The 13,143-nt window shown below is 46.7% G+C and carries 11 protein-coding genes and 1 other annotated feature; of the genes, 9 read left to right on the forward strand and 2 right to left on the reverse strand.

The window, feature by feature from the left end:
• A partial coding sequence (locus tag KKC1_RS12900; protein ID WP_088554835.1) for an FAD-dependent oxidoreductase occupies positions 1-1,362 on the forward strand: 1,362 nt, incomplete at its 5' end.
• Between the two features lie 15 nt (positions 1,363-1,377).
• Here the strand turns inward: KKC1_RS12900 and KKC1_RS12905 are convergent.
• Together KKC1_RS12905 and KKC1_RS12910 are read right to left on the reverse strand one after the other, a co-directional pair.
• A complete protein-coding gene (locus KKC1_RS12905) occupies positions 1,378-1,749 on the reverse strand; it encodes a hypothetical protein (protein WP_088554836.1) in 372 nt (123 codons plus the stop codon).
• 105 nt (positions 1,750-1,854) lie between these two features.
• Positions 1,855-3,192, reverse strand: a complete 1,338-nt coding sequence (locus tag KKC1_RS12910) for a polysaccharide deacetylase family protein (RefSeq protein WP_088554837.1) — start codon at positions 3,190-3,192, stop codon at positions 1,855-1,857.
• A gap of 187 nt (positions 3,193-3,379) precedes the next feature.
• Here KKC1_RS12910 and KKC1_RS12915 point away from each other — a divergent pair, with 187 nt between their 5' ends.
• The 8 genes from KKC1_RS12915 to pyrG all read left to right on the forward strand — a co-directional run bounded on the left by KKC1_RS12915 (position 3,380) and on the right by pyrG (position 13,127).
• Positions 3,380-5,077, forward strand: a complete 1,698-nt coding sequence (locus KKC1_RS12915) for an ABC1 kinase family protein (protein WP_088554838.1) — start codon at positions 3,380-3,382, stop codon at positions 5,075-5,077.
• 55 nt (positions 5,078-5,132) lie between these two features.
• Positions 5,133-5,394, forward strand: a binding site (T-box leader).
• Positions 5,395-5,448: 54 nt separating this feature from the next.
• Complete coding sequence (gene aroF / locus KKC1_RS12920; RefSeq protein WP_088554839.1) at positions 5,449-6,462, forward strand: 3-deoxy-7-phosphoheptulonate synthase; 1,014 nt, start codon at positions 5,449-5,451, stop codon at positions 6,460-6,462.
• A gap of 96 nt (positions 6,463-6,558) precedes the next feature.
• A complete protein-coding gene (locus KKC1_RS12925) occupies positions 6,559-7,149 on the forward strand; it encodes a sigma-70 family RNA polymerase sigma factor (protein ID WP_192868239.1) in 591 nt (196 codons plus the stop codon).
• Positions 7,130-8,872 (forward strand): zf-HC2 domain-containing protein, encoded by a 1,743-nt coding sequence (locus KKC1_RS12930; RefSeq protein WP_088554841.1) that lies wholly within the window; start codon positions 7,130-7,132, stop codon positions 8,870-8,872. The genes KKC1_RS12925 and KKC1_RS12930 overlap by 20 nt, the downstream gene beginning before the upstream one ends.
• Before the next feature lie 146 nt (positions 8,873-9,018).
• On the forward strand, positions 9,019-9,441 hold the full coding sequence (locus KKC1_RS12935) for a YwiB family protein (RefSeq protein WP_088554842.1): 423 nt from the start codon (positions 9,019-9,021) through the stop codon (positions 9,439-9,441).
• A 21-nt stretch (positions 9,442-9,462) separates the two neighbouring features.
• Positions 9,463-11,145: an arginine--tRNA ligase gene (gene argS, locus KKC1_RS12940; protein WP_088554843.1), complete on the forward strand. Its 1,683-nt coding sequence runs from the start codon at positions 9,463-9,465 to the stop codon at positions 11,143-11,145.
• Positions 11,146-11,151: 6 nt separating this feature from the next.
• Positions 11,152-11,310 (forward strand): XapX domain-containing protein, encoded by a 159-nt coding sequence (locus tag KKC1_RS12945; RefSeq protein ID WP_088554844.1) that lies wholly within the window; start codon positions 11,152-11,154, stop codon positions 11,308-11,310.
• A 209-nt stretch (positions 11,311-11,519) separates the two neighbouring features.
• Positions 11,520-13,127 carry a CTP synthase gene (gene pyrG / locus KKC1_RS12950; RefSeq protein ID WP_088554845.1) on the forward strand — a complete coding sequence of 536 codons (1,608 nt, stop codon included), beginning with the start codon at positions 11,520-11,522 and terminating at the stop codon, positions 13,125-13,127.
• Positions 13,128-13,143: the final 16 nt, after the last annotated feature.

Raw genomic sequence — 13,143 nt, forward strand, 5'->3', positions numbered from 1 at the left:
GACGCGACACAGGATGCGGACCTAGCCGCGGCCAGCGGAGTCCCTTTTACGATAGCGGGAGAGGAAACGGGCCGGGACTCTCCTATGGCAGCTACTCTGGTACTGCAATTTCAGGGAGTCAATTGGGACAAGCTAAAGTGGGTCTTACAAAATGACGGGGATCCCCATACGGGAGCTACTGAAGTTTCGGCTTGGGGGTTTCGGCAGGAAACCCGAAAATATCAGCCGCTGGACGGGAACATACGTCTTCGGGGGTTAAACATTGGGAGGCAGAAGGACGGGAGTGTGCTGGTTAATAGCCTTCAGATATTTAATGTTAATGGCCTAGATGAGGCTTCCCGGTCCCGGGCCCGAGCACAAGCACAAAAAGAGGCTCCGCGGGTTGCTCGTTTTTTGCGGGAAAATATACCAGGATTTGAGGAAGCTGTTTTGGTAGGAACTGCACCGGAACTTTATGTCCGGGAAACCCGGCACATAATCGGCGAATACCGTCTCAACGTTAACGACGTCTTGGATAACAGAGATTTCCCCGACCGGATCGCCATTGCTTCTTATCCGGTTGATATCCAGTCCATATCTCCTGCCGACACGGGCTTTGTCATTGGGAACCCTCTAAAATACAGCATACCTTTTCGCTGCTTAGTCCCCAAGAAGGTAGAAAACTTGTTAGTGGTAGGGCGTTCTGCTTCCTATACTCCTCTGGCTGCCGGCAGTGCTCGTGTAGTTCCGATTGGTATGGTAACCGGTCAGGCGGCCGGTGCGGCTGCCGCCTATTCTCTTAAACATGACCTTACTTTTCGGGAACTGGCATACAGTCAAGAACATATAAACAATTTACAGGACATACTCATGGAACAGGGTTTGGATCTAAAACCTTTTGTTATTGAGAATTCTTGGGAACAGCATTGGGCTTATCCCTACGTCAAGAAACTTCGCCCTTTAGGTTTAGTAGTTACCGGGTATAGCAACGAGTTGGACCTGAATAAAATTATAATTGACCGATCCTTTTTAAATCTTCTCTATGAGGGAATAAACCGAACTGTTCCCGGAGAAAGACCGGACAGGGAGGAGCTTTTAAACCTGGTAACCGATGAACCTCTGGATAAACACAAGGCTTTGGCTATGCTGGTCATGGCCCGTGGTTTTCCTTCTTATTATCGACTATATAGCGTTGAGGAATTGTTTGAGATTGTAGCAAAAAGAGAATTCCTTTCCACCCAGTTGCAGGAACGATTACGAAAGGTAGAAATTCTCGACCTGGGGCATGCTTATGCCATTATAGCGGAAACTGTGGAAAAGTTGGAACAACAAAATCCTGCTGCTGCAGCCACCCGCAGTGCCTTTCCTTTTCTTCCGCAATGAAAGATATACTTCACGTTATACCTCTCCCCCATGTTCCTTAATAATGGCGACCGCTTGTTGTACTCTATCGGGGGAGGTCACCACGGTAACCAGCATACTGTGGTTGCCGACAAACTTGTCCCCGGTAGAGAACCCGCTGGCGGCATTGTCTGCGGCCAGAAGCGGAGCTACATCGCCGGCAAGATAAGCGCCGGAATGTTGGGTTAGGGCTGCTACACTGGTAGCCTGGCTGGCTATAGGATTGTTATAGTGAGCGTTTGGATCACTGGGGTATTTGGTAATCCTGTTTATTTGAACCGTTGTATATCCTGCTTTTTTCAGGCTTTCTACCGCTTGGTAGGCCTTTGTACTGCTGGGAAAGGTGGCAAGGATTGACCGCTCTTCCATGAATTGTTCACTCCCAGAAAAGTCTTTAGTTACAATTGTCTCCCCAGTAAGGGCGCATTATTACAAAAATAGCCTGGTATTTTTTACAGCCAGGCTCTCAACAGGTTAATTTTTGGGAGTAAATTGGAATGTTTCTTGATGCACAGTAACTTTTTTGGGGGGCGCCTTAATCTTTTGGGCAAATTCCGATAATTTAATATTCTGGGGGATAAAGATCCGGCGGATACGGGTAGGACTGTCTTGCTGGTAGTTGACCTCTTCACCGCTGGTAAAAAAGTATGAATAACCGGCCTTTTTGGCTATGGCCAGGGCCCGGGAATTTTGCTTGCCGTTAGGCCAAGACAAGGCTGTCACCGGTTGACCGGTTTTGGTTTCAATCAATTGTTTGATTTTAACCAAATCTTTGTAGATGCGCTGTTCATACTCACTTTGGGATTCTTCTGTTTTCTGAACCAAATCATCTTCACCGTGTAGATCATATGAATGAGATTGAATTTCTACCACACCACTTCTAACCATTTCTTGCATCTGCTTCCATGTTAAGGAGGGAGGCGAGGCATTACTGTTGTCTACAAAACTCCCCAGGATAAAGATAATAGCTTTTAAACCATATTGCTTTAAAATTGGAAAAGCTTGGTGATAGGTACTGGCATAACCGTCATCGAAGGTAATCACTACTGGCTTGTCGGGTAGTTGAGTTCCTCTGGTTAAATATTCACCCAGTTGGGTTAAAGAAATAGTTGTGTACCCGTTGTCTTTCAAATAGTTTATTTGCCGGGCGAACTGAGTGGTGCTCAATACATACGGGTTACCTGCTTCCACCTCTTCCGGTTTGGCCAAATGGTGGTAAAGGAGTACCGGCACGCCGGGATAAGTAGCCGTAACCCGGAAAGTATACTGGCCCGGGGCAACAGTCTCTCCTTGTTCATTCATCCCCTGCCATGTTAAAGAATGCTTTCCAGCGGGCTTAAACTCTCCGTCTAAAAGTTTTCGTACTAGTTTTCCTGTCCGGTCTACTATTTCCGCCGTTATGACGCCTCCCGCGTTAAGCTGAAATTCCAAAATATATTTCTTAATTTCGGGAGACTGTTCTTGAGCAATCTCTTCACGGACCTCTTGTTTTTCTTCCGTTTCCTGAGAGGAACTGGGCTTCTTTTCGGTGAGTTCTTTCCCGCCTTCTGTTTTCCCAGTTTTTGCTTCCAGAGATTCCTTGGCGACCTCTGTCTTTTTTGTTTGATTGTCCTCGTGTTGTTCTGCTTTTTCTTCCGGTTCTTTGTTATTATCAGCAGCATGACCCTCAGTAGCGGTTTGGTGAGTTTTCTCTGGTTGGTGAGCAGCCTCTTCAGGGCCGAAAAGATCGACACCTATTACGGATAGGCCTAAAAGAAAGGTTAGGCTGAAAAGAACTGCGGCAGTAACGATCAGAGTTAACCAGTACCTCATAAAGGTACCTCCGTTCTGGATGGTCACTCAAAATCTAATTCGACAACCAGTTGAGAAATCCTTTTAAGAAAGCAAAAACTTTCACAAATTACCTGTTGTTTCCCGTAGCTCCAAGAATTGTATAAAAATTTTTTGCTTTAAAATAATAAGGAAAGGAATTCAAATTCCTTATTAAGGGTGTGAAAGAGTGATCAGGCAAATTTACCGGAAATATCAAAATCGGGAGCGGTATAAGGAGATAATTCGCATCCTAGCGAGACACGGCTTTCATTATTTATTACAAGGACGCAGGTTCGATCAATACTTTTATTGGATAACCAAAGTTCTCCCCGCCGCCGCCAAACCTTTGGAAGCAACTGGTCTTTCAACACCGGTTAGCTTACCCGCCAGGGTACGACTGCTCTTTGAAGATTTGGGGCCTACCTTCATCAAGCTAGGACAGCTTTTGAGCACTCGGCCAGACCTGGTGCCCCAGGAATATGCTTCGGAATTTGGTAAATTGCAGGACCATGTAGAAAAGTTCGGACCTACGGAAGTGAAAGAGCAGTTTTTGGACGAGTTTGGAGTCGTACCGGAAGAATTATTTGCCCGTTTCGATTATATTCCTCTGGCCAGCGCTTCCATAGCCCAAGCTTATCAGGCTTGTTTGCCAAACGGCCAGAAGGTAGTGGTAAAGGTTCAGCGACCCGGTCTTAAGCATTTGATAGAGAAAGATTTGGCCATCATGCGGGACTGGGCTGATACAGTGGAGCGTTCCATAGTAGGTAAAGTTTGCAACGTACACGAAGTAATCGAGGTGTTTTCCCGGCAGATACGACGGGAATTAGACTTTACGGTGGAAGGGCTCAACACAGAAGCTTTTCGTGCTTTGCTTGCCCATCATCCCCGGGTGGAAGTGCCGAAAATATACTGGGATTACAGTTCTAAAGAAATTCTCACTATGGATTTCATGGAAGGAAAGAAAGCAGATATGATTGAGAAAAGCTGCCGGGGGACACCGTTGGGACGGGCCTATGCGCGAAGTCTCCTGGAGGCAATTCTTATTCCTATGTTTAATCGGGGGATTTTTCACGGAGATCCTCATCCGGGTAATGTTTTATTTCAAGACGACGGCAGCGTAGTACTCCTTGATTTTGGAATTGTAGGCCGTTTAGATGATGATTTTCGGTATTATTCAGCGCAACTTATGCTGGCTTTAAGCGAGAAAAATGTGGCGGAAACTGTGGAAATAACCACCAAGATAGGGATTGTTACCAGGGAAATAAACTACCAGTACTTGTATGAAGACCTGGCCCATTTAATGGACCGGGCTACTGGTATCCATCTTCCGGGTATTGATTTTAGCCAACTGATAAGGGGTATGATAGAGATATCTTTAAACCATGGAATTAAAATGCCCGGAAGTTTTTTCACCCTGGGTAAAGCATTGATCGCGGCGGAGGGGTTGGCAAAACGGCTTGATCCGGAAATTAACTTGGTTGAAGTGGCCAGACCTATTGCTTTAGCCTATCTGCGCGGTCAACTGCAGCCCTGTTTTAATTCTGATACTTTTTACCAGAGAACATCGGCTACTTTAAAAACCCTGTCCGAATTACCCAGAGATATAGCCAAAACAATTCAAAATCTGGCCAATGGGGACCTAACCACTATTTTTGTACATCGGGGTTTAGAATCACTTTATGATATGCTGGATATTTTTTCTACGCGCCTGGCGGTAAGTTTGTTGGTAGTGGCTATGATGATTGGATCCGCCCTGGTTATCCATGCGGGAAAGGGTCCTTTTCTATTCAATTATCCCGCAATCGGCTTGCTTGGTTTTCTGACCTCTGCCATGATGGGAATATGGATGATTTTCGGAATGTTGCGCCACGGAAAGCTTAAGTAGTTCTTGACCGGACATACCGGGACGTGATATATTATTCAGAAAAACTACTGCCCAATGAAATATGATGAAGAGGGAAAGTAGGTCATCGAAGTTTTTTCCAGCGAGCCGGAGATGGTGGGAGCCCGGTAAAGACTCTTTGACCGAAGTTCCCCTCGGAGTAGCAGGCTGAATCCGGAGGTTTTTCCGGTATTAGGCTGAGCCGGGTTCCTACCGTTAAAAAGGAAGGGTATCGGAATCATTCAGAGATTCCCGTACCTGATATAGTGGGCTTGAAAGCCAATAAGGGTGGTACCGCGGGCTTTTCCCTCGTCCCTTGGACGAGGGTTTTTAATTTTTACCTAAAAAATCTTTATGGCGGAGGCGGTTAAATTATGATAGTCGTAATGCATCCGGGAGCCACTCAAGAGCAGATACATAAGGTGGAGCAGCGGCTTATAGAACTGGGGTTTAAAACCCATCCTATTTACGGGGAAGAGAAAACAGTAATTGGAGCTATCGGAGACAAACGGGTCCTTAGCTCGGAAGCCATTATCAACCTTCCGGGCGTAGAAAAAATTGTTCCTATATTGCGGCCGTATAAACTGGTGGGCCGGGAGCTCAAGCCGGAAAATACGGTCGTGAGAGTAGGAGATGTAGAAATCGGGTCGGGGAAGCTGGTAGTGATAGCGGGTCCTTGTGCGGTGGAGAGTGAAAAACAACTTCTGGAGGCGGCAAGTGCAGTTAAGAAAGCGGGAGCTGATATTTTACGGGGAGGCGCATTCAAACCGAGGACTTCTCCCTATGCCTTCCAAGGGCTAGAGGAGGAAGGACTTAAACTTTTAAACCGGGCCAAGCAGGAAACAGGTCTGCCGGTAGTGACGGAAGCGGTAGATCCCCGGGATGTTCCTTTGGTTGCCCGTTATGCCGACATCATTCAGGTGGGAGCCCGAAATATGCAGAATTTTCGGCTGCTCAGAGAGGTAGGTTTAACTGGGAAACCCATTCTGCTCAAACGGGGTATGGCGGCTACCATTGAGGAGTGGTTAATGGCGGCAGAGTATATTGTCGACGCAGGCAATCCCCATGTTATCCTATGTGAAAGAGGTATAAGAACTTATGAAAATGCAACTCGGAATACCCTAGATATCAGTGCCGTGCCGCTGGTCAAAGAACTCTCCCATTTGCCGGTGATAGTAGACCCCAGCCATGCGAGTGGAAATTGGAAGTTGGTTGCGCCATTGGCCCGGGCCGCTGTAGCTGTTGGGGCCGACGGTATTATGGTGGAGGTACACCCGGAACCGCTTACAGCTCTTTGTGATGGTCCCCAATCCCTCAATCCGAACAATTTCTCGGAGTTGATGCAAAGCCTAGTTCCCATAGCTCGAGCGGTGGGCAAGGAGTTATAGTGCAAAAAAGGTGCAAGATTTTACGGAGAAAAGTAGTATTATATTAAAAAGAGAGAAATTCAGGCGCGTGAGAGCATTTTCAAGGATGTGACGTCGTTGGATAAGTTAACTGACGAAGCTCTAGTTGAATACTGCTTGCAGGTCAACCGGGAGGAAGGGTTTGCCGAGATTGTCCGGAGGTATCAGCGTCAGATCTTTAGTCTGGCCTACAGATTAACAAATAATGAAGAAGAGGCAAAAGATTTAGCTCAGGAAATATTCCTTCACCTTTACCGGTCGCTGGATAAATATGATCGAAGCAGGAAGTTTTTTCCATGGATGTACAGAGTAGCTACCAATGTATGTTACACGTTTTTGCGAAGAAAACCGCCGACAGCTATTCCTATAGATAAAGTTATAGAATTTACTCCCCTGATACCTCATCTCGATTCTCAACCGGAAGATTACTGCGAAGTTAAGGAAATTCAAAGGTTGGTGCAGCAGGCAATCGCCGACCTGCCGGAAAACTACCGCCTGCCACTGGTATTAAGATACTTAGAAGATTTGTCTTATCGACAGATTGCAGAAATTATGGAAGTGCCGATAACTACCGTGGAAACGAGGCTTTATCGCGGAAAAGCATTGTTGCAGAAGAGACTGAGCGTTATTTTGGAAAGGGGGCCTAAACGTGAACTGTCAAGAAGCTAAACAAGCCATCTTTGCCTATTTAGACGCACAACTGGATCCGGGTCAGGAACAGGCCCTCTATCAGCACCTGCTGTTATGTTACAACTGCCAGAGAGAATTGAATTTAGCTCGGGAAACCAACCGCCTGCTGGAGAAATCTTGCACACCGGTATCTCCCCCCGCCAACTTTAGTCAAGAGGTAATGCAGCGAATTTTTGGGGAATCAAAGGTGTCGGAGGAAAAGACCTGCCCGGCGATTTCTCATAAACAGAACAAGGCCGGCAGTTGGTGGAGACGTATCATCCGCTCGGTGTTTGATTTGGAAGCCAAGGCTTTGCTGGTTACTTCTTATGCTGTACTATTCATAGCTATCGGGATTATATTTTTATATGGTTATAACCAGTTAAATGAGCTGAGTACCCTCGGATCGTCTTCGTCTAACCAGGAGCAGTTACCCGTTGAAACCAAGGACCAGGATAAAGCTAAGCCGGAAGTTTCCCAGACCGACGAACAGAAGAAGGAGACACAAGTTCGAGATAAGGATACTTCTCGGTCTCCCAGTTTAAATACAGGGGAATCGCGTTTTCACCCGGGACCTGTCCAAGGAAGTTCTGCTTCTCCTGAACAGGTGACGGAAATTACTCCTCCTGAAGATTTGCCTCCGGTAAAGGTAGTGGTGGAACCGGTTAACTATACAGTTATGTTAACCCCGGTAGCATTGGGAGAAGGAGTTGCCAACATCAGGCCTAGATGGTCGCCGGATGGCAAAGAGATCTGGTTTTTGTCCAACCGCGATTCTGCCGACGGTAAATACACGGTATGGAAGACGCCTGTTGACCGCTCCAATCCCGAACCGTTGACAGATGCCCAGGTGGACATACCGGTCATGTACGGAGGCGGTGTCTGGTCTCCTGATGGTTCGCAGATTGCCTATGTGACATACCAAAATGGGTATCCGGAAGTATGGGTGTATGACCTTTTGTCCGGTAACAGTAGCAACCTTACCCTTGACGTTACAGGGGAAGCTCGCCAACGATTGGAGGAAAAGACAGACGATCTGTGGGCATACAATCCTGTATGGTCGCCCAAGGGAGAGATAGCTTACCTTACCACTCGCTTTGATAATGTTGATATAATGCTCATCGATAAGCAGGGAGAAAATCATGTCTTGACCCAGACGGAGGCTGTAGAAGGATACCCTGCCTGGTCCCCGGATGGTGAAAAATTGGCTTATTTCCGCTCCTGGTTTAACCCAGAAACAGGGCAGCAAGAAAATCAAGTTTATTTGATTAACAAAGACGGTACCGAACCAGTATCCCTTACGCCTCCCATAGCCGCTGCTTCCATGGTACCTGCCTGGTCACCCGACGGCAAGCGAATTGCCATTAATGTGGCCAAGTCCGATTCCACGGCTGAGGTGGAGAAGAGCAGTGGTATCTGGTTGGTTAATGCTGACGGGACCAACCTGCAGAAGATCACGGATGTGGGCGGAGGTACTCTCATCGAGTGGTCTCCCGACGGGAAGAAACTGGCTTTCAATGATGAAGATGGGGTACTCTATGTTTTGTACCTCTCTACAGATTACCGGGAAATAAAGCTTTTTCAAGTTACTTGGGAAGGCGATCCTTCTGGCGACATGGCCGTTGCCTGGTCTCCTGCCTCCGACAAATTGCTTTTAGATTGGACGAAGCCGGAGGAGGCGACGCGGGGAATTTGGCTGGCTCGTTTACCTAAATCAAAATAATGCCGATTTTTATTTGACCGCGGATTCTGCCGCGGTTATTTGCTTCTCAAAAGGGATTTTTTTCTTAGGAAATGTGAAAGGAAAACACTTTGTAAGTAAAGAATAGTATTAAAAACTCGTGTAAGATTTAGAAAAGGAGAGATATTTTGAAAAAAGACGTATGGGTGCGCGTGAAGGGAGTTCAGAGAAACGAGCGGGGAGAAGAGGATATTATAGAGTTGATTACAGAAGGGAGGCTGTTCCGTAAAGAAGATTCTTATTATATTATCTATCGGGAAACAGCTATTTCCGGTATGGAGGGAACTACTACTTCGCTGAAAGTTGAACCCAGCAGGGTTACCCTCAATCGTATGGGTGCATCGGAACAAAAACAAACTTTTGAAGAAGGATTATTACACACGGGCAGCTACATTACCGCTTTTGGTACCTTTCACATGTCAGTCATCACTTCGCGGGTAGACGTGGACTTGACAGATGATGGAGGAAGTATTAATTTAGAGTATGAGTTGCAGGTAGGACGAGAGAAAATTAGCGATAATAAGTTGAGCATAATGGTGGAGAACCGGTAGTCAAATGAGGAGGAAATAATATTGAGTACACTGCTAAAAATTAAACAAAATATTACGGAACAATTGAGAAAATCTGCTTTATCTGCCCGGCAGGAAGGAGAAATTAATTTCGTTTCCCTGCCGGAATTCACCCTCGAAGTACCTCGGGAAAAAACTCATGGAGACTTTGCTACCAATCTCGCTATGCTTCTGGCCAGAGAAGCTAAGATGGCACCGCGTCAAATAGCGGAGATTATTGTGAAGCATTTTGATCCTAACGGAACGTGGGTTAAACGAGTCGAAGTGGCAGGCCCCGGGTTTATTAATTTCACTCTTTCCCATGAATGGCTTTACCAGGTTCTTCCCGAAGCAATACGAGAGGACGAGCGCTACGGAAACTCCAATTTTGGTCAGGGGAAAAAAGTTCAAGTGGAATTTGTAAGTGCCAATCCTACCGGATTGCTACATATGGGAAATGCTCGCGGCGCTGCATTGGGAGACAGCATTGCCAATTTGCTGCAAGCGACAGGACATGAAGTGACCAGGGAGTTTTATGTTAATGACGCCGGTAATCAAATTATCAATTTTGGTAAATCTTTAGAAGCTCGCTATCTCCAGCTTTTAGGGAGAAATGTTCCTTTCCCCGACGAAGGATATCACGGTGAGGATTTAATCGAGACGGTTAAACGTTTTATTTCCCGTTATGGTGACCGATATCTGGATGCCGATAGTGAGGAACGGCAGCAAAAATTAATAGAGTTTGCTCTGGAGGAGAAATTAAATCATATACGGGAAGTACTAGAAGATTTCGGAGTTTATTATGATGTATGGTTTCACGAGCAAACCCTGCATGAATCAGGTGCGATTAGAGAGGTTATTGAGGAACTCCGGCAGAAGGGTTATATCTACGAAAGCGAAGGGGCATTATGGTTTAAGTCCACCGAGTTCGGAGACGAAAAAGATGAAGTGGTGGTGAGGAGCAACGGTATTCCCACCTACTTTGCCGCAGACATTGCTTATCACAAGAACAAGTTTGAGCGGGGCTTTGACCGGGTGATCAACATATGGGGAGCGGACCATCATGGCCATGTTGCCCGGTTAAAAGGAGCGGTAGCCGCTCTGGGCTACGACCCGGCCAGGTTGGATATTATCCTGATGCAGTTGGTGCGTCTCTTCAAAGACGGTGAAGTCCTGCGCATGTCCAAACGGACGGGCCAATATGTGACTTTGGGTGAGTTGATAGAAGAAGTAGGTAAAGATGCTGCCCGCTACTTTTTTGTGATGCGCGGTGCGGATAGCCATTTAGATTTTGATTTGGATTTGGCCAAGGCGGAATCTAACGAGAACCCGGTATATTATGTCCAGTACGCTCATGCCCGCATATGCAGTATCCTCCGCCAGGGGAAAGAACTGGGGTATGAACTTCCGGTTGTTGAAGACACTAATTTGGAATTATTGCAAGATCCGGCTGAATTGGAACTTATCCGCAAGATTGCCGACCTGCCCGACGTGGTGGCTGAGGCGGCTCAAGCCCTGGAACCGCATCGCCTGACACGGTATGCTCATGACCTGGCCAGTTTGTTCCACAGTTTTTACAACCACTGTCGTGTTCTGGTTGAAGATGAAGAGCTACGCAAGGCGCGAATGATCTTAGTTGATGCTACCCGTATTACTCTGAGAAACGTCCTGCAACTTTTGGGAGTCACGGCACCGGAGAGGATGTAACGCCCAGTGAAAGAGGTAGTTCTTTCGACTCTTACCGGTATTGGCGTAGGTCTACTTTTTTCGGGGTTAAACCTCCCAGTTCCCGCGCCGCCTACGCTTGCAGGAGTCATGGGCATAGCCGGATTGTTCTTGGGCTACGTTTTGGGCAAACGCCTGTTCCATTAGGGGTGCCTGGAAGCACCTCTTTTATTTTGTTAAGATAGAGTCACACGGTTAGGCTGGGGGATGTAGGCGGAAGGCGACATTGGTTCGAGGCGTCGGCAAACTTAGCGAGGGCGAAGCGAGGCAGCTTAACTTAATTATCTTGACAGGAATTTGTCAAAAAGGATAGAATAGTGAAGGTGATTTTCGGGCAGATAACAGGAGGTTTTTTCATGGTAAAATTTATCTTTGTAACCGGAGGAGTAGTTTCTTCACTAGGCAAGGGGATAACAGCTGCTTCTTTAGGACGCCTGCTGAAAAGCCGGGGTCTGAAAGTTGCCATCCAAAAATTTGATCCGTATATTAACATAGATGCAGGTACTATGAACCCTTACCAGCACGGCGAAGTTTTCGTAACCGATGACGGCGCGGAGACCGATCTCGATTTGGGGCACTACGAGAGGTTTATCGATATCAGCCTCAGCGAGAGCAGCAACGTTACCACCGGTAAGATATATTGGTCGGTAATCAACAAGGAGCGGAGGGGAGATTACTTAGGCGGCACCGTACAGGTGATTCCGCATATTACTAACGAGATAAAAGAACGCATATACCGGGTTGCCCGGGAAAGTGACCCCGATGTGGTAATTACCGAAATAGGAGGTACGGTAGGGGATATAGAGTCCTTGCCTTTCTTGGAAGCAATCCGCCAGTTCAAAAGCGATATCGGACGGGAAAACGTAATGTATATTCATGTCACACTGGTTCCTTTTTTAAAAGCTGCTCAAGAAGCAAAAACCAAACCTACCCAGCACAGCGTAAAGGAACTGCGCAGCATAGGTATACAGCCGGACGTTATTGTCTGCCGTTCGGAAATGCCCTTATCTAAAGAAATGGAGGAGAAAATAGCCCTTTTCTGTGATATTGATAAAGAAGCAGTTATTCAAGCGGTGGACGCGGAGACTATTTATGAGGTACCTCTCATCTTAAAAAAGGAAGGTTTAGACGATATCGTCATCAATAGATTAAACCTAACCTGTAATGAATGCCAGATGGAGGACTGGGAGGAAATTGTTCATAAAATTAAAAATCCTAAATATAAAGTGAGAATAGCTTTGGTTGGGAAGTACGTGGGATTGCCGGATGCTTATCTTAGCGTGGTAGAGGCATTGCGTCATGCGGGGATAGCCCATGAAGCGGGAATTGATATTAAATGGATCTACTCGGCGGATCTCACTAATGAAAATGCTGCCGAGTTTTTGGGGGATGTTGACGGTATACTGGTGCCGGGCGGTTTTGGTGACCGCGGAATTGAAGGTAAAATTGCGGCCGCCGGTTACGCGCGTGAAAATCGGGTTCCCTATTTGGGAATTTGTCTGGGAATGCAACTGGCGGTAGTAGAATTTGCCCGTAATGTATGCGGACTGTCCGGAGCTAACAGTTCCGAATTTGCCGCGGATACTCCCTATCCGGTAATTGACCTTTTGCCGGAACAGAAAGAAATTGAAGATTTAGGAGGTACTATGCGCCTGGGGGTATACCCTTGTAAGCTAGTCCCCGGCACCCGTGCTTTTGAGGCGTATAAAACTGAAATGATTGAAGAGAGACACCGTCACCGCTATGAATTTAATAACGCCTTTCTTTCTGAATTAACCGCGCGGGGAATGGTTATCAGTGGTACTTCACCTGATAACCGGTTGGTGGAAATCATTGAGTTATCTGATCATCCCTGGTTTGTAGCTTCTCAATTTCATCCAGAATTTAAATCCAGACCGAACCGGCCTCACCCGCTATTCAGAGATTTTATCGCGGCGTCTCTGCGTTATCGGTTAAGTAAATAGCGGTTCGAGATATACC

It is taken from the genome of Calderihabitans maritimus (assembly GCF_002207765.1).
In the GTDB taxonomy this organism is placed as follows: Bacteria; Bacillota; KKC1; order Calderihabitantales; family Calderihabitantaceae; genus Calderihabitans; species Calderihabitans maritimus.